Below are 16,459 nucleotides of genomic sequence, written 5' to 3'. Positions count from 1 at the left end.
TACAAGCGGAACACGTCACGGTCGGGCAACAACGACGCGGACATGACGGAGCCCCGACCACATCGTGATCGGGGCTCCGGGAATCCTTTGTCCGGGCTGAGCCGTCTCAGACGCTCGCGCCGGAACCCGCCGGAACAGAGTCCGTGGCCTCCGTCCACAGGTCCTGCTCGGCGCGGTCCGCCTGGATCTGGCGGTACACGAGGAGACCGCCGATGGCGGCCAGTGCGACCAGGAGAAACTTCTTCACCGCGCGACCTCGTCCTTCTTGCGTTGGGGGTCTTCCGACGGGCCCGACTATACACACCGGTCGATATCGAACGGTGACCTGCCACCGGAACCAACTCCGCCGGCGCGCTCAAGGAAACGGCCCGTACGGATCATCCGTACGGGCCGTTCACGCGGTGGGGCTAACAGGACTTGAACCTGTGGCCTCTTCCTTATCAGGGAAGCGCTCTAACCGTCTGAGCTATAGCCCCGCGCTGCGTTGCGTTGAAAGATTAGCGCACACGGGGCCGTGGCCCAAAATCGGTTACTCGTCCTCCGCCAGCGTCAGCTCGATTCCGCCCACCATGCCGGCCGACATGTTGTAGATGAAGGCGCCGAGCGTCGCCAGCGCCGTGGCCAGCACGACGTCGATGACCGCGATGACCGCCGTGAAGGTCAGCACGCGCGACAGCGACAGGAACGACACCAGGTCGAAGCCGCCGTCCGAGCCGGACGAGGTGGCCTCGCTTAGGGTGCCGCCGACCGTGGTGAAGACGCCGATGGCGTCCATCACCATCCACAGCACCGCGACCGCGATGACCGTGCAGATGCCCAGCGCGATGGAGAGCAGGAAGCTGACCTTCATCACCGACCACGGGTCGGCCTTCGCCACCCGCAGCCGCGCCTTGCGCGTGCGCGGCACGGTACGGGCCGCCGGACGCGGCTGGCGGACGCCCGCGGCGGCGGGCGGACCGGCCGGGGGCGCGTACGCCTGGGGCGGCTGGTGCGGGCCCTGGGGCGCCTGCTGCGGCTGCTCGGCGACCGGGCCGCCGGGCACGCCGCCGCCATACGTCTGCTGCTGCACGGCGTGCTGGTGCTGCGATGGACGGGTGTCAGTCACGGTGATTCCCCCCTGGTGCGGGCCGTTGTCCGTACGTGGGCCAGGGGCACCGCCGATCGCGTCCGGAAGGGCGGCCGGCATCGGCTGCCCCCCGTCCGCGCCCGTCCCACCCGCGGCGCCCTTGGCTCCACTCACGGCTGTTTACTCCTCCGACTCGGCGGCCACGGGCTGCTCGCCCTCGGCCTCTTCGGTGGCGACGACCTCTTCGGCCTCCGCCCCCGCCTCGGCATTGCGGGCGACGCCCACGACTGCATCCTTTTTACCGAGGTTGATCAGTTGGACGCCCATGGTGTCACGCCCGGTTTCCCTGATCTCGTTGACACGGGTGCGAATCACACCGCCGCCGAGGGTGATGGCGAGGATCTCGTCGGTCTCCTCCACCACCAGCGCCCCGACCAGGGAGCCCCGGTCCTCGACGATCTTGGCCGCCTTGATGCCGAGTCCGCCGCGCCCCTGAACCCGGTACTCGTCCACACTGGTGCGCTTGGCGTACCCGCCATCGGTGGCGGTGAAGACGAACGTACCCGGTCGCACGACATTCATCGAGAGCAGTTCGTCCCCTTCGCGGAAGCTCATGCCCTTCACGCCCGAGGTCGCACGGCCCATCGGGCGCAGCGACTCGTCCGTCGCGGTGAACCGGATGGACTGCGCCTTGCGGCTGACCAGCAGCAGGTCGTCGGCCGGACCGACCAGCTCGGCGCCGATCAGCAGGTCCTCGCTGCCGTCCTCGGTCTCCCGCAGGTTGATCGCGATGACACCGCCCGAGCGGGGGGAGTCGTAGTCCTTCAGCGGGGTCTTCTTCACCAGGCCCGACCGGGTGGCGAGCACCAGGTAGGGCGCCGCATCGTAGTCGCGGATGGCCAGCACCTGGGCGATCTGCTCGTCCGGCTGGAAGGCCAGCAGATTCGCCACGTGCTGCCCGCGGGCATCGCGGCCGGCGTCCGGCAGCTCGTACGCCTTGGCGCGGTAGACCCGGCCCTTGTTGGTGAAGAACAGCAGCCAGTGGTGGGTGGTGGTGACGAAGAAGTGGTCGACGATGTCGTCTTCCCGCAGCTTCGTGCCGCGCACGCCCTTGCCGCCGCGCTTCTGCGAGCGGTAGTCGTCCGTCTTGGTGCGCTTGACGTAGCCGCCACGGGTGATCGTGACGACGATGTCCTCCTCGGCGATCAGGTCCTCGATGGACATGTCGCCGTCGAAGGGCACCAGCGCCGAGCGCCGGTCGTCGCCGAACTTCTCGACGATCGCCGTGAGTTCCGCGCTGATGATGCCGCGCTGCAGCTCGGGCGAGGCCAGGATCCGGTTGTACTCGTCGATCTTCGCCTGGAGCTCGTCGTGCTCCTGGACGATCTTCTGCCGCTCCAGGGCGGCCAGGCGACGGAGTTGCATCTCCAGGATCGCGTTGGCCTGGATCTCGTCGATCTCCAGCAGGCCCATCAGGCCCTCACGTGCCACATCGACCGTGGCGCTGCGCCGGATCAGGGCGATGACCTCGTCGATCGCGTCCAGGGCCTTCAGCAGACCGCGCAGGATGTGCGCGCGCTCCTCGGCCTTGCGCAGCCGGAAACGGGTCCGGCGGACGATGACCTCGATCTGGTGGGTCACCCACTGCTTGATGAACTGGTCGAGGGAGAGCGTGCGCGGCACGCCGTCGACCAGCGCCAGCATGTTGGCGCCGAAGTTGGTCTGCAGGTCGGTGTGCTTGTAGAGGTTGTTCAGCACGACCTTGGCCACGGCGTCGCGCTTGAGCACGATCACCAGGCGCTGGCCGGTCCGGGAGGAGGTCTCGTCCCGGACGTCGGCGATGCCGCCGATCCGGCCGTCCTTCACCAGGTCGGCGATCTTCTGGGCCAGGTTGTCCGGGTTGACCTGGTACGGCAGCTCGGTGACGACCAGGCACTGCCGGCCCTGGATCTCCTCGACCTCGACCACCGCGCGCATCGTGATGGAGCCGCGGCCGGTCCGGTAGGCCTCCTCGATGCCCTTGCGGCCCACCACCAGGGCGCCGGTCGGGAAGTCGGGGCCCTTGATGCGCTCGATGAGCGCGTCCAGCAGCTCCTCGTTGGTCGCCTCGGGGTTGGCCAGGTACCACTGGGCGCCTTCGGCGACCTCGCGCAGGTTGTGCGGCGGGATGTTGGTCGCCATGCCGACCGCGATGCCGGCGGAGCCGTTGATCAGCAGGTTGGGGAAGCGCGACGGCAGGACCGTCGGCTCCTGGTTGCGGCCGTCGTAGTTGTCCTGGAAGTCGACGGTCTCCTCGTCGATGTCCCGGACCATCTCCATCGACAGCGGCGCCATCTTGCACTCGGTGTACCGCATGGCGGCGGCCGGGTCGTTGCCCGGGGAACCGAAGTTGCCGTTGCTGTCGACCAGCGGCATGCGCATCGACCACGGCTGGGCCAGGCGCACCAGCGCGTCGTAGATCGAGGAGTCGCCGTGCGGATGGTACGTACCCATGACGTCACCGACGACGCGGGCACACTTGTAGAAGCCGCGTTCCGGGCGGTAGCCGCCGTCGTACATCGCGTACAGCACACGGCGGTGGACGGGCTTGAGACCGTCCCGGACGTCGGGCAGCGCGCGGGACACGATGACGGACATCGCGTAGTCCAGGTAGCTGCGCTGCATCTCCGTCTCGAGGCCCACGGCCTCGATCCGCGTCGTGGTGTCCGCCTCGGCGGCGGCGCCCTCCGGGGTGCCGGGCGTGACAGGGGTGTTTTCGTCGGCCATTGCTGGTCAAAGTCCTTTCGGGCGGCGGCTGATGGGGGCCGACTCAGATGTCGAGGAAGCGGACATCCTTGGCGTTGCGCTGGATGAAGGAGCGCCGGGCCTCGACGTCCTCGCCCATCAGCACCGAGAACAGGTCGTCGGCGAGGGCCGCGTCGTCCAGGGTGACCTGGCCGAGCACGCGGTGGTCGACGTCCATCGTGGTGACCCGCAACTCCTCGGCGTTCATCTCGCCGAGGCCCTTGAAGCGCTGGATCGAGTCCTCGCGCACACGCTTGCCGTTCTGGCGGCCCAGTTCGATCAGGGCGTCGCGCTCGGGATCGGAGTACGCGTACTCGAAGTCGTCCCGGCCCCACTTGATCTTGTAGAGCGGCGGACGGGAGAGGTACACGTGGCCCGCCTCGACCAGCGGGCGCATGAAGCGGAACAGGAAGGTGAGCAGCAGGGTGTTGATGTGCTGGCCGTCCACGTCGGCGTCGGCCATCAGGATGATCTTGTGATAGCGCAGCTTGGAGATGTCGAAGTCCTCGTGCACACCGGTGCCGAAGGCCGAGATCAGCGCCTGGATCTCCTGGTTCTGCAGGATCTTGTCGATCCGCGCCTTCTCCACGTTCAGGATCTTGCCGCGGATCGGGAGGATCGCCTGGTACTGCGGGTTGCGGCCGGACTTGGCCGAGCCGCCGGCGGAGTCACCCTCGACGATGAAGATCTCGCACTTGCTCGGGTCGTTGGACTGGCAGTCGCTCAGCTTGCCCGGCAGCGACGCCGTCTCCAGCAGGCCCTTGCGGCGCGTCAGGTCGCGCGCCTTGCGGGCCGCGACACGGGCGGTGGCCGCCTGGATCGACTTGCGGATGATGTCCGCGGCCTCGTTGGGGTTGCGGTCCAGCCAGTCCGTCAGGTGCTCGTGCACGACCTTCTGGACGAAGGTCTTCGCCTCGGTGTTGCCGAGCTTGGTCTTGGTCTGGCCCTCGAACTGCGGCTCGCCCAGCTTGACCGAGATGATGGCGGTCAGGCCCTCGCGGATGTCCTCGCCGGTGAGGTTGTCGTCCTTCTCGCGGAGCAGCTTCTTCTCGCGCGCGTACTTGTTGACCAGCGTGGTCAGCGCGGCGCGGAAGCCCTCCTCGTGAGTACCGCCCTCATGGGTGTGGATGGTGTTGGCGAAGCTGTAGACGCCCTCGCTGTACTGGGTGTTCCACTGCATCGCGACCTCGACGGAGAGCATCCGCTCCTTGTCCTCCGCGTCGATGTCGATCACCGACGGGTGGACCGTCTCGCCCTTGCGCGAGTTCAGGTACTTCACGAAGTCGACGATGCCGCCCTCGTAGTGGTACGTGACCGAGCGCGGCTGGCCCTCGTTCTCCACGTCCGCGTGCTCGGGGCGCTCGTCCGTCAGCGAGATGGTCAGGCCCTTGTTCAGGAAGGCCATCTCCTGGAACCGCCGCGAGAGCGTCTCGAAGGAGTACTCGAGGGTCTCGAAGATGTCCCCGTCGGCCCAGAAGGTGACCGTGGTGCCGGTCTCCGACACCTCGTCGTTCTTCTGCAGCGGGGCGGTCGGGACGCCCATCTTGTAGTCCTGGGTCCAGCGGAAGCCCTCACGCTTGACCTCGACCGCGACCTTCGTCGACAGGGCGTTCACCACGGAGACGCCGACGCCGTGCAGACCGCCGGACACGGCGTAACCGCCGCCGCCGAACTTGCCGCCCGCGTGGAGGACGGTCAGCACGACCTCGACGGCGGGCTTGCCCTCGGACGGCACGATGTCCACGGGGATGCCACGGCCGTTGTCGACGACGCGCACGCCGCCGTCGGCGAGGATCGTGACGTTGATGGTGTCCGCGTGACCGGCCAGCGCCTCGTCGACGGAGTTGTCCACGACCTCGTACACCAGGTGGTGCAGGCCTCGCTCGCCCGTCGAGCCGATGTACATGCCCGGGCGCTTGCGAACAGCGTCCAAGCCCTCCAGGACGGTGATCGCGCTGGCGTCGTACGCCCCGCCGGAGGCGGGCGCGGCGGAGCCGTCAGCTGCGGACGTATTGATCTCGTTGGGGTTGCCGGAATCGGCCACGAAGCGCCCTTTCTGGCACAGCATGAGCCAGGTCCCGCGGAGCGGAACCGGCTTCATCACTCGACATCGTTCTACTGGTCCCGCTGGGGTCCCCCGGTGCCGGAGGCCAGGGGCGGGCGGTACTGCTACCAGTCTACCGGTAGCACCGACATAGATGGGGCTTTGGCGGTACCTGAGTTCCCGTGTACCCGACTGAAGCACCTCCTGCCGACTCCCCACACGCGGGCCGGGTCCCAAAACGGCTCACGCGGGCGCACAGGGCTTCGACCCGATTACGCACAGCAGGTTCCCGACCTATCCGTACGTATCGCCCGGCCCACGGCTCCCGGGAGCACGCAGCCGCCCGTACGAACGCACCGGTCCCCCGGGCCCCAGGACCTTGATCAGCTTCACGGTGCCGTGCCCGAGATCGGCGTTCAGCCTGGCCACGAGCGTGGGGGCGAGCAGCCGCAGCTGCGTCGCCCAGGCCGTGGAATCGCACTGCACGGTGAGGACCCGCTCCTCCTCGTCGTACCGCTGCGGCTGGCAGTGCAGCGCCACGTCGTCGCCCACCAGCTGCGGCCAGCGGCCCATCACGCCGCCCACCGCCGCGGGGGCCTCCCAGCCGCGCTCGGTGATCAGCCGGCTGATCGCGGCGCCCAGGGGCAGCGGGTCCCGCCCGTCCGCCCGCGCACCACTGCGCAGCCCTCCGCGCCGGGCCTGCTTCTTCTGCTGCGCGGCCGCGCCCCTCGCGCGGGCCTGCTCCTTGGCGGCGCGCAGCGCGACCCTGGCCAGGTCGACGCCGGACACCGGCTTGTCCTGTGCGCCCGTCTCCTGCCCCGCGGGCCGCTGCTGGTCCGTCATGCCGGCTCCACGCCGCCGTCCTCCACCGTGTACCGGGCGCCGACCAGCACGTCCGGTACGTCGTCGTCCACCGCCGCCGTCACCAGCACCTGCTCACCGGGGGCCACCAGCTCCGCCAGCCGCGCGCGGCGCCGGGCGTCGAGCTCGGCGAAGACGTCGTCCAGCACCAGCACCGGCTCGCCGCCGTCGGCGCGCAGCAGATCGTACGAGGCCAGGCGCAGCGCCAGCGCGTACGACCAGGACTCGCCGTGGCTCGCGTACCCCTTGGCGGGGAGCTGCCCCAGCTTCAGGGAGAGGTCGTCCCGGTGGGGGCCGACCAGGGTCACCCCGCGCTCGATCTCCTGCCTGCGGGCCTCGCCCAGGGCCTCCAGCAGCAGTCCGTACAACTGTTCACGGCCGGTGGCCCCGGCGATCCGTTCGCCGATCGAACTGCGGTACTCCAGGACGACCGGGCCGCCGCCCGGTGCCAGCTGTTCGTACGCCTTGTCGGCCAGCGGCTGCAGGGCGTGGGTGAGGTCGAGGCGCTGGGCCAGCAGTTCGGCGCCGACCCTGGCCAGGTGCTGGTCCCAGACGTCGAGCGTGGACAGGTCGGCCCCGCGGCCGCCGTGGCGGCGGGCCATGGCGGCGGACTTCAGCAGGGTGTTGCGCTGCTTGAGGACCCGCTCGTAGTCGCTGCGGACACCCGCCAGCCTGGGCGCCCGCGCGGTGAGCAGCTCGTCGAGGAAGCGGCGACGCTCGCCGGGGTCGCCCTTGACCAGGGCCAGGTCCTCGGGGGCGAAGAGCACGGTCCTGACTATCCCCAGCAGGTCGCGCGGGCGGACCTGGGAGGACCGGTTGAGCCGGGCCCGGTTGGAACGGCCCGGATTGATCTCCAGCTCGATCAGCTGCTGCCGCTCGCCCTGCACCACGGAGGCCCGCACGATCGCCCGGTCCGCGCCCATCCGCACCAACGGGGCGTCGTTCGCGACGCGATGGCTGCCGAGGGTCGCCAGGTAGCCGACCGCCTCGACCAGATTGGTCTTGCCCTGGCCGTTGGGGCCGACGAAAGCGGTGACGCCCGGGTCGAGCGGGACCTCGACCCGGGCGTAGGAACGGAAGTCGGCGAGCGACAGATGCGCGACGTGCATGGCTGCGCGCCGCCTCCTTCCCGTGGGTGTGACTAGTGCTTCTCGACGGCGTGGCCGCCGAACTGGTTGCGGAGGGCGGCGATCATCTTCATCTGCGGGGAGTCGTCCTGGCGGGACGCGAAGCGGGCGAAGAGCGACGCGGTGATCGCGGGGAGCGGCACGGCGTTGTCGATGGCCGCCTCGACCGTCCAGCGGCCCTCGCCGGAGTCCTCCGCGAAGCCCTTGAGCTTGTCGAGGTGCTCGTCCTCGTCGAGGGCGTTCACGGCCAGGTCCAGCAGCCAGGAGCGGATGACGGTGCCCTCCTGCCAGGAGCGGAACACCTCGCGCACGTCGGTGACCGAGTGCACCTTCTCCAGCAGCTCCCAGCCCTCGGCGTAGGCCTGCATCATGGCGTACTCGATGCCGTTGTGGACCATCTTGGCGAAGTGGCCGGCGCCGACCTTGCCCGCGTGGACGGAGCCGAAGTTCCCCACCGGCTTGAGGGCGTTGAAAATCGGCTGCACCTTCTCGACGTGCTCGAGCTCGCCGCCGTACATCAGCGCGTAGCCGTTCTCCAGGCCCCAGACACCGCCGGAGACACCGCAGTCGACGAAGCCGATGCCCTTGGCGGCCAGCTCCTCGGCGTGCTTCTCGTCGTCCGTCCAGCGGGAGTTGCCGCCGTCGACGACCACGTCACCAGGGGAGAGCAGCTCACCGAGTTCGTCGATCGTCGACTGGGTCGCCGCGCCGGCCGGCACCATCACCCACACCACACGCGGGGCCGCGAGCTTGTCCACAAGTTCCTGCAGGCTGTGGACATCGGCGAGGTCCGGGTTGCGGTCGTAGCCGATGACATTGTGACCGGCCTGGCGGATGCGCATACGCATGTTCCCGCCCATCTTGCCGAGACCGATGAGACCGAGCTCCATCGTTGATCCTTCGTTCGAAGCCTGCCTGACCTACGTCGAGCCTACGTCCGCCCCTCCAGGACGACGCGACCGGACAGGCCTCGCGTCAGCCGGACAGCCGGACCGGCATGATCAGGTACTTGTACGCGTCGTCGGCCTCGGCGTCGACCGCCGGGCGGCCGCTGAGCAGCGCGGGCTTGGTCGACGTGGTGAACGACAGCTGCGCAACCGGCGAGTCGATCGCGCTCAGACCGTCCAGCAGGAACGTCGGGTTGAAGGCGATCGAGATGTCGTCGCCCTCCAGCTTGGCGTCCACACGCTCCACAGCCTGTGCGTCGTCGCTGGAACCGGCCTCCAGGGTCAGCACGCCCTGCTCGAAGCTCAGCCGGACCGGCGTGTTGCGCTCGGCCACCAGGGCGACGCGCTTGACGGCCTCGACGAACGGGGCGGTCTCGATCACCGCGACGGAGTTGAACTCGGTCGGGAAGAGCGTCCGGTACTTCGGCAGGTCGCCCTCGAGCAGGCGGGTGGTTGTGCGGCGGCCCGCGCCCTCGAAGCCGATCAGGCCCTCGCCCGCACCGGAGCCGGCCAGGGCGATGGCGACCGAGTCACCGTTGGTGAGGGACTTGGCGGTGTCCAGCAGCGTCTTGGCGGGCACCAGGGCGACCGCGGAGAGGTCCGGGGTCTCCGGCTTCCACAGGAACTCGCGGACCGCGAAGCGGTAGCGGTCTGTGGCGGCCAGGGTGACGGTGTCGCCCTCGATCTCGATCCGCACACCGGTGAGCACCGGCAGGGTGTCGTCACGGCCGGCGGCGATGGCGACCTGCGCGGCGGCCGCGGCGAAGACCTCGCCGGGGACGGTGCCGGAGGCGGTCGGCATCGCGGGCAGCGCCGGGTACTCCTCCACAGGCAGGGTGTGGAGTGTGAATCGCGAGCTTCCGCAGACGACGGTCACGCGCACGCCGTCGGTGGAGATCTCCACAGGCCTGTTGGGAAGTGCCCGCGAGATGTCGGCGAGCAGTCGGCCGGAGACCAGGACGGTGCCGTCCTCCTCGACGTCCGCCTCGACGGACACCCGGGCCGAGACCTCGTAGTCGAAGCCGGACAGGCTCAGCTGGCCCTCCTCGGCCTTCAGCAGCAGGCCCGCCAGGACCGGCACCGGGGGACGGGCCGGGAGACTGCGGGCCGCCCAGGCCACTGCCTCCGCGAGTACATCGCGCTCCACCCGGATCTTCACCGGAACCGCCTCCTGCTGTTGCTGGCTGTCTGTGGCCGACTCTCTTGGCCCTGCTGGCCCTCTTGCCGGGAACAGTCTGACAGCCGCCACGGACACGCGGTGCGGGTTGGGGTCAAGCCGGAGGGCGAGGAGGCCGGCGGCCCGCGGCCCGGTTGTGCACAGGACCCACTTCGAAGCAGGTTTCCCGGTAACTATCCCTGGTCGTAGTAATAGGGGGTGTGGAAACCGTGGATAAGTGGTTCCTACGCAGGTCAGGCCCTGTTTTTTGTCCACCGGGCCTGTGGGCGGAGCCGGTGGACAACCCGGACGATCTGTGGACGGCCGGAAGTTGTGCACACGCGATTCACAGGAGTGCCCCGGTTCTCCCCAGGGCTGTCCCCAGGAATACCCAGGTTCTCCCCAGCCCAACCCACCACGTCGGTGTGACGCGGTTCACTCCGATCGGTGAGCGGGTGTGCTCCGTTGCCGAACAGTGGACAGGACTGTGGAGAAGCGGCCCCCGACTGGGGACAACCAGCCCTCGCCTGTGGGCGGCTGGTGGACAACCGGAACGGCGGGCCTGTGGACCGCCGGAGCGTCCACAGTCTGTGGATCCGGGTTGCCCACAAATCCACACCGCTCCGAGCAGCCCGAATGATTATCCCGTGGTCCCGCCTGTGGATACGTTTGGGACAACCCGGGCATCCCCAGGCTGTGGACGGGGGAAAACCGCCCCATCCTGTGGAGAGACGTTCCTGTCCCCAGGTCGCGGCGGGCGCAATCGAACAACGAGAAGCGCCCCGGGGGTTCCCGGGGCGCTGTGGAGGGACGGGTGGCCCGCGCAGGGCTCCGCTTCAGCTCTTGATGCGGTTGGTGAGCTCGGTGACCTGGTTGTAGATGGACCGCCGCTCGGCCATAAGAGAGCGGATCTTGCGGTCCGCGTGCATGACGGTGGTGTGGTCCCGGCCGCCGAACAGGGCGCCGATCTTGGGCAGCGACAGGTCCGTGAGCTCACGGCACAGGTACATGGCGATCTGCCGGGCCGTGACGAGCACCCGGCTGCGGGAGGAGCCGGAGAGGTCCTCCACGTCCAGACCGAAGTAGGAGGCCGTCTCCGCCATGATCGCCTGCCCGCTGATCTCGGGGACGGAGTCCTCCCCGCCCGGGATCAGGTCCTTCAGCACGATCTCGGTGAGCTGCAGGTCCACCGGCTGCCGGTTGAGGCTGGCGAAGGCGGTCACGCGGATCAGCGCACCCTCCAGCTCACGGATGTTCCGCGAGATCCGGGAGGCGATGAACTCCAGCACCTCCGGCGGGGCGTTGAGCTGCTCCTGCACCGCCTTCTTGCGGAGGATCGCGATCCGGGTCTCCAGCTCGGGCGGCTGGACGTCGGTGATCAGACCCCACTCGAAGCGGTTGCGCAGCCGGTCCTCCAGGGTCACCAGCTGCTTGGGCGGCCGGTCCGAGGAGAGCACGATCTGCTTGTTGGCGTTGTGCAGGGTGTTGAAGGTGTGGAAGAACTCCTCCTGCGTCGACTCCTTGCTCGCCAGGAACTGGATGTCGTCGACCAGCAGGATGTCCATGTCGCGGTAGCGCTTGCGGAACGCGTCCGCCTTGCCGTCGCGGATGGAGTTGATGAACTCGTTGGTGAACTCCTCGGAGCTCACGTAGCGCACCCGCGTGCCCGGGTAGAGGCTGCGGGCATAGTGCCCGATCGCGTGCAGCAGGTGCGTCTTGCCCAGGCCGGACTCGCCGTAGATGAACAGCGGGTTGTACGCCTTGGCAGGCGCCTCCGCGACGGCGACCGCGGCGGCGTGCGCGAAGCGGTTGGAGGCGCCGATGACGAAGGTGTCGAAGAGGTACTTGGGGTTCAGCCGCGCGGTGGGTTCGGCCGGGCCCCCGGATCCGCCGGAACCGCTCGCCCCCGCCCCGGCGCCCGCGGGGGAACCGGCACCACTGCCACCACCGGTGCGCGGCGTCGGCATGGTCGGCATCGGCGGCGGCACCGGCTCCGGGCGTGCCGCGGGCTGGTGGGGCGAGGGGACCTCGTAGCGGGACGCGGGCGGCTGGTACGGCTCGCGTTCCTGGTAGTCCCCGAAGCGCTGTTGCTGCCAGCGGTCCTCGGGCTCGTGGGGCGGCCAGCCGCCTGCCCCGCCGGTGAGGCCGACAGCGTGCTCGGGGTAGGCCGGGCGCATCCTCGGGACCTCGCCGTAGCCGTGCGGCCGCTCCCCGTACCGGGGGGGCTCCGCACCGTACCCGGGCGGCTGCGGCTGCATCTGGACCTGGGGCTGTGGCCCGGCGTCGGCCGGGGCCGGCGGCGCGGGGGCGGGGGACGCCTCCTGTTCGCCGCCCGAGGCGACGGCGATGGCGATGCCCACGGGGTGACCGAACTCACGGCTGAGCACATCGGTGATCAGCGGGAGGAGCCGTCCCTCCAGCACGCTCTTGGCGAACTCATTGGGGGCCGACAGCACGGCCGTGCCCGCGACGAGCGCGAGCGGCTGCGTCCGCTGAAGCCACTCCGCGTCCTTCGGCTTGAGGTCGTCGCTCTCGGCGAGCAGTTTCTGCAGGACCCCGGGCCACACTGAGGCAAGATCGGCAGTTACGTCAGCCACAGTGCACGCTCTCTCGGTCGCTGGTTGGTGCCGATGGGTCCCACGAAGGTGTGGTCCTTGGGACGGACGGGAAGGTTTCGGAGTTCAGCCACGGTAGTCAGCGCGGCCTGCCTGGTTCAAGTCGTTGTCCACAGGGTGTGCAAAACCACGTCCGGACGGCGGCGCCCACGGCCGTCGGCGGGGCTGGTTTGACCTGACGCCGCGGCCCCGCGTACCGTAACCAGGTCGAGTTGTCGATGGCTGCTGCCGCCTGCCTACCGATGGGCGAGGATCACCGAGGTGATCGTCAAGCGGTGCACACCTGGATGTTCCGCGAGTTTCTCGTGGGCGCACGGTGACAGCCAGGCGACGCCCCGCCAACACACGATTCATCCTGGAGCCCCCGAGTGAGCAAGCGCACCTTCCAGCCGAACAACCGTCGTCGCGCCAAGACCCACGGCTTCCGGCTGCGTATGCGTACGCGTGCCGGCCGCGCCATTCTCGCGACCCGCCGCAGCAAGGGCCGCGCCCGCCTGTCCGCCTGATCGCACCGAAGCGCGAGGTGTGAGTCGTGCTGCCCACCGAGAATCGGCTGAGGCGGCGGCAGGACTTCGCGATCGCGGTGCGTCGAGGACGCCGGGCCGGACGTCCACTTCTGGTCGTCCACCTGCGCACCGACAGTGAGACAAGGGACCCGCACGCAGCGGGGGGGAGTGCCTCCCCGGCGCGTGCGGGTTTCGTCGTGAGCAAGGCTGTCGGTGGCGCGGTGACCCGGAACCTGGTCAAGCGTCGGCTTCGTCACCTTGTTCGCGAACGTCTGTCCGTGCTGCCCCCCGGTAGCCTGGTAGTCGTACGAGCGCTGCCCGGTGCGGGTGACGCAGACCATGCACAGCTGGCCCGAGACCTGGACGCCGCCCTCGGGAGGCTCCTGGGGGTGGCGCTATGAAGTACCCGTTGCTGGCCTTGATCAAGATTTACCAGTGGACCATCAGCCCGTTGCTCGGTCCGGTCTGCAAGTACTACCCCTCGTGCTCGCACTACGGGTATACGGCGATCGATCGGCACGGCGCGATCAAGGGCACTGCCCTGACCGCGTGGCGGATCCTGCGTTGCAACCCGTGGTCGCTGGGCGGTGTGGACCATGTCCCGCCGCGCAAGCGCCCGCCGTGGCACGCTCGCCTGCGCGACGCCCTCCGGGGTGACGCGCCAGGCGGGTCCGTTACTCCCGAGCCCGTCGAGACGCCTCATGCCCAAGGAGCCTGACCGTGGGGATCTTGAACCCCCTCTACGATGCCGTTTCGTGGATCATTGTCCAGTTCCACTCGCTGTACAGCCTTGTCTTTGACAAGGACAGCGGTTGGGCCTGGGGCCTGTCGATCGTCTCTCTGGTGGTCCTGATCCGGATCTGCCTGATCCCGCTCTTCGTGAAGCAGATCAAGTCGACCCGGAACATGCAGGCGCTCCAGCCGAAGATGAAGGCCATCCAGGAGCGCTACAAGAACGACCGGCAGCGCCAGTCCGAAGAGATGATGAAGCTCTACAAGGAGACGGGCACCAACCCGCTCTCCTCGTGCCTTCCCATCCTGGCGCAGTCCCCCTTCTTCTTCGCGCTGTACCACGTCCTGAGCTACATCGCGCAGGGCAAGCAGGTCGGCGTGATGAGCCAGGACCTCGTCAACAGCGCCCAGCACGCCCACATCTTCGGCGCGCCGATCGCGGCGAAGTTCACCGACAGTGCCGCCAAGCTCTCGGAGCTGGGCGCGACGCTCGTGGACGTCCGCGTGGTCACGGTCATCATGATCGTCCTGATGTCGGCCTCGCAGTTCTACACGCAGCGCCAGCTGATGACCAAGAACGTCGACATGACGGTGAAGACGCCGTTCATGCAGCAGCAGAAGATGCTGATGTACGTCTTCCCGATCATGTTCGCCGTCTTCGGCATCAACTTCCCCGTCGGTGTCCTCGTCTACTGGCTGACCACCAACGTGTGGACCATGGGGCAGCAGATGTTCGTCATCCGCCGGAACCCCACGCCCGGCAGTCTCGCCTTCAAGCAGCGCCAGGAGCGGCTGAAGGCCAAGGGCAAGCTGAAGGACGAGCCCGCCGCCGACAAGGAGCCGCAGGGCGCGGCGGCGCCGGTGAAGCGCACCCAGCCCAAGCGCCAGACCAAGTCCCAGCGCCAGACGGGCGGTCCCGCGCAGCCGAGTGCCGCCGGCGGGACCAAGCCCAAGCCGAGCAGCGGCGCGACCGCGGGAACCAAGGCCAAGCCGAGCAGCGGCGCGGACAAGCCGAACCTGTCGAAGAAGAAGTAGTAGAGGAGTCCTGCCGTGACGGACGGCAACACCACCGACGCGCTCACTCGCCTCGAGCAGGAGGGCGAGATCGCGGCCGACTACCTCGAGGGGCTGCTGGACATCGCCGACCTCGACGGTGACATCGACATGGACGTCGAGGGGGACCGCGCCTCGGTCTCCATCGTCGGCGACTCGTCGAGCCGTGACCTCAACAAGCTCGTCGGCCGCGACGGCGAGGTGCTGGAGGCGCTCCAGGAGCTGACCCGGCTCGCGGTCCACCGGGAGACCGGCGACCGCAGCCGGCTGATGCTGGACATCGCCGGGTTCCGCGCGCGGAAGCGGGCCGAGCTGACCGAGCTGGGCGAGAAGGCGGCCGAGGAGGTCAAGGGCTCCGGCCAGCCGGTCAAGCTGAAGCCGATGACGCCCTTCGAGCGCAAGGTCGTGCACGACGCCGTGGCCGCCGCGGGGCTGCGCAGCGAGTCCGAGGGCGAGGAGCCCGAGCGCCGGGTGGTCGTGCTCCCGGCTTCCTGACCTCCCCCGGTCTCAGCGGTACTCACTCGGCCCCGTCTGTTCGCAGGCGGGGCCGAATCTTGTCAGCCTGGTGAAGGCCCGTAACAACGGAAGGACGGTTCTCGTGACGGAGGCAGCGGCGGAGCTTCCCCCGGCGCCGGAAGCGGCACGCGAGGTGTTCGGGGAGCGCTTCGCGGACGCGGTGCGATACGCGGAACTGCTGGCCGACGCGGGCGTGCGCCGGGGGCTGATCGGTCCCCGTGAGGTGCCCCGGCTGTGGGAGCGCCACCTGCTGAACTGCGCGGTGCTCGCCGAGGTCATCCCGCAGGGCGTCTCGGTGTGCGACGTGGGTTCGGGCGCGGGGCTGCCGGGGATTCCGCTGGCACTGACCCGGCCGGATCTCAGTATCACCTTGCTGGAGCCACTGCTGCGCCGGACCACCTTCCTCGAGGAGGCCGTGCGGCTGCTGGGGTTGTCCAACGTCGTGGTGGTGCGTGGCCGGGCCGAGGAGATGGTGGGCAAGGTACCCCCGGTGGACGTGGTGACCGCGCGCGCGGTGGCCCCGCTGGACCGGCTCGCCGGCTGGGGACTTCCCCTGCTCCGTCCGCACGGGGAGATGGCCGTCCTCAAGGGCGACACGGCCGAGGAGGAGCTGAAGACGGCACGTGCCGCGCTGAGCCGTCTCGGGGCCGTGGAGACCTCCGTGGTGCAGGTCGGCGAGGGGATCGTGGATCCGCTGTCGACCGTGGTGCGGGTGCTCGCGGGGGAGAGCCCCGGCGGTGTCCGCGCGGCGACCCGTAGGGCCAAGGCGGCCCGGGCGAGCCGTCGGCGTCAGCGCTGACCAGGGGCCCGGTCGTGTGCTCCATACAAACGGCCATACGTACATGATCCGGAGTGTCGGGTAGGAAACGGTCGCCGCGCTGCGCATCGTGTTTCACGTGAAACGGCGCTCTCTGCTTCCAGGAATCCTCGGCCGCGCTCGTGCCGCGGCCGGTTCGCTCTCTCATCGGGCCGTCGAGGTGACCCATTCGGCGACTCAACCGGTGGATTCATCCACAGGAGAACGGCCCTCACTGGTTCGCGACCCCGAAAGC

General features: G+C 69.1%; 14 protein-coding genes, 1 tRNA gene and 1 pseudogene. 6 read left to right on the top strand and 10 right to left on the bottom strand.

The window, feature by feature from the left end; translation table 11 throughout:
* Positions 1-106 precede the first annotated feature (106 nt).
* From AC3EUJ_RS01340 to dnaA, 10 genes and pseudogenes are all read right to left on the bottom strand, one after another.
* Positions 107-247, bottom strand: a complete 141-nt coding sequence (locus tag AC3EUJ_RS01340; RefSeq protein WP_018559211.1) for a DLW-39 family protein — start codon at positions 245-247, stop codon at positions 107-109.
* 155 nt (positions 248-402) lie between these two features.
* Positions 403-476 (bottom strand) — tRNA-Ile (locus AC3EUJ_RS01335).
* Positions 477-529: 53 nt separating this feature from the next.
* Complete coding sequence (locus AC3EUJ_RS01330) at positions 530-1,186, bottom strand: DUF3566 domain-containing protein (protein WP_431959219.1); 657 nt, start codon at positions 1,184-1,186, stop codon at positions 530-532.
* Between the two features lie 60 nt (positions 1,187-1,246).
* Entirely contained in the window at positions 1,247-3,832 is a 2,586-nt protein-coding gene (gene gyrA / locus AC3EUJ_RS01325) for a DNA gyrase subunit A (RefSeq protein WP_431958975.1), read from the bottom strand.
* A gap of 43 nt (positions 3,833-3,875) precedes the next feature.
* Positions 3,876-5,918, bottom strand: a complete 2,043-nt coding sequence (gene gyrB, locus AC3EUJ_RS01320) for a DNA topoisomerase (ATP-hydrolyzing) subunit B (RefSeq protein ID WP_431958974.1) — start codon at positions 5,916-5,918, stop codon at positions 3,876-3,878.
* A gap of 270 nt (positions 5,919-6,188) precedes the next feature.
* Positions 6,189-6,737 carry a DciA family protein gene (locus tag AC3EUJ_RS01315; protein ID WP_431958973.1) on the bottom strand — a complete coding sequence of 183 codons (549 nt, stop codon included), beginning with the start codon at positions 6,735-6,737 and terminating at the stop codon, positions 6,189-6,191.
* Complete coding sequence (gene recF / locus AC3EUJ_RS01310; RefSeq protein ID WP_431958972.1) at positions 6,734-7,864, bottom strand: DNA replication/repair protein RecF; 1,131 nt, start codon at positions 7,862-7,864, stop codon at positions 6,734-6,736. Before recF ends, AC3EUJ_RS01315 begins: the two co-directional genes overlap by 4 nt.
* 32 nt (positions 7,865-7,896) lie before the next feature.
* Positions 7,897-8,778, bottom strand: a pseudogene (gene gnd, locus AC3EUJ_RS01305) (phosphogluconate dehydrogenase (NAD(+)-dependent, decarboxylating)); the annotation flags it as partial.
* 79 nt (positions 8,779-8,857) lie between these two features.
* Positions 8,858-9,988, bottom strand: coding sequence for a DNA polymerase III subunit beta (gene dnaN, locus AC3EUJ_RS01300; protein ID WP_431958971.1), 1,131 nt, complete (start codon positions 9,986-9,988; stop codon positions 8,858-8,860).
* A gap of 833 nt (positions 9,989-10,821) precedes the next feature.
* Positions 10,822-12,582: a chromosomal replication initiator protein DnaA gene (dnaA, locus tag AC3EUJ_RS01295; RefSeq protein ID WP_431958970.1), complete on the bottom strand. Its 1,761-nt coding sequence runs from the start codon at positions 12,580-12,582 to the stop codon at positions 10,822-10,824.
* Between the two features lie 386 nt (positions 12,583-12,968).
* On the opposite strand from dnaA, the gene rpmH reads away from it, so the two are divergent.
* The 6 genes from rpmH to rsmG all read left to right on the top strand — a co-directional run bounded on the left by rpmH (position 12,969) and on the right by rsmG (position 16,206).
* Positions 12,969-13,106, top strand: coding sequence for a 50S ribosomal protein L34 (gene rpmH, locus AC3EUJ_RS01290; RefSeq protein WP_003975051.1), 138 nt, complete (start codon positions 12,969-12,971; stop codon positions 13,104-13,106).
* A gap of 26 nt (positions 13,107-13,132) precedes the next feature.
* Complete coding sequence (rnpA, locus tag AC3EUJ_RS01285) at positions 13,133-13,507, top strand: ribonuclease P protein component (RefSeq protein WP_431958969.1); 375 nt, start codon at positions 13,133-13,135, stop codon at positions 13,505-13,507.
* Positions 13,504-13,824, top strand: a complete 321-nt coding sequence (gene yidD / locus AC3EUJ_RS01280) for a membrane protein insertion efficiency factor YidD (protein WP_431958968.1) — start codon at positions 13,504-13,506, stop codon at positions 13,822-13,824. The genes rnpA and yidD overlap by 4 nt, the downstream gene beginning before the upstream one ends.
* Before the next feature lie 2 nt (positions 13,825-13,826).
* The gene (yidC, locus tag AC3EUJ_RS01275; RefSeq protein ID WP_431958967.1) at positions 13,827-14,873 is read left to right on the top strand and encodes a membrane protein insertase YidC; all 1,047 of its coding nucleotides are present in this window, start codon (positions 13,827-13,829) and stop codon (positions 14,871-14,873) included.
* Positions 14,874-14,888: 15 nt separating this feature from the next.
* Complete coding sequence (locus AC3EUJ_RS01270) at positions 14,889-15,386, top strand: Jag family protein (protein ID WP_431958966.1); 498 nt, start codon at positions 14,889-14,891, stop codon at positions 15,384-15,386.
* A gap of 103 nt (positions 15,387-15,489) precedes the next feature.
* Entirely contained in the window at positions 15,490-16,206 is a 717-nt protein-coding gene (rsmG, locus tag AC3EUJ_RS01265; protein ID WP_431958965.1) for a 16S rRNA (guanine(527)-N(7))-methyltransferase RsmG, read from the top strand.
* The last annotated feature ends 253 nt before the right edge of the window (positions 16,207-16,459 follow it).

The sequence above is a fragment of the Actinacidiphila sp. bgisy160 genome (assembly GCF_057707815.1).
Note: the sequence above shows the minus strand (reverse complement) of the source record. Positions and strands in the feature narration are given on the sequence as shown.

What these genes read in the sequence shown, in the direction of transcription:
- AC3EUJ_RS01330 (WP_431959219.1), bottom strand. Translation starts at nt 1,186, where the DNA reads ATGCCGGCCGCCCTTCCGGACGCGATCGGCGGTGCCCCTGGCCCACGT.
- gyrA (WP_431958975.1), bottom strand. Translation starts at nt 3,832, where the DNA reads ATGGCCGACGAAAACACCCCTGTCACGCCCGGCACCCCGGAGGGCGCC.
- gyrB (WP_431958974.1), bottom strand. Translation starts at nt 5,918, where the DNA reads ATGCTGTGCCAGAAAGGGCGCTTCGTGGCCGATTCCGGCAACCCCAAC.
- AC3EUJ_RS01315 (WP_431958973.1), bottom strand. Translation starts at nt 6,737, where the DNA reads ATGACGGACCAGCAGCGGCCCGCGGGGCAGGAGACGGGCGCACAGGAC.
- recF (WP_431958972.1), bottom strand. Translation starts at nt 7,864, where the DNA reads ATGCACGTCGCGCATCTGTCGCTCGCCGACTTCCGTTCCTACGCCCGG.
- yidD (WP_431958968.1), top strand. Translation starts at nt 13,504, where the DNA reads ATGAAGTACCCGTTGCTGGCCTTGATCAAGATTTACCAGTGGACCATC.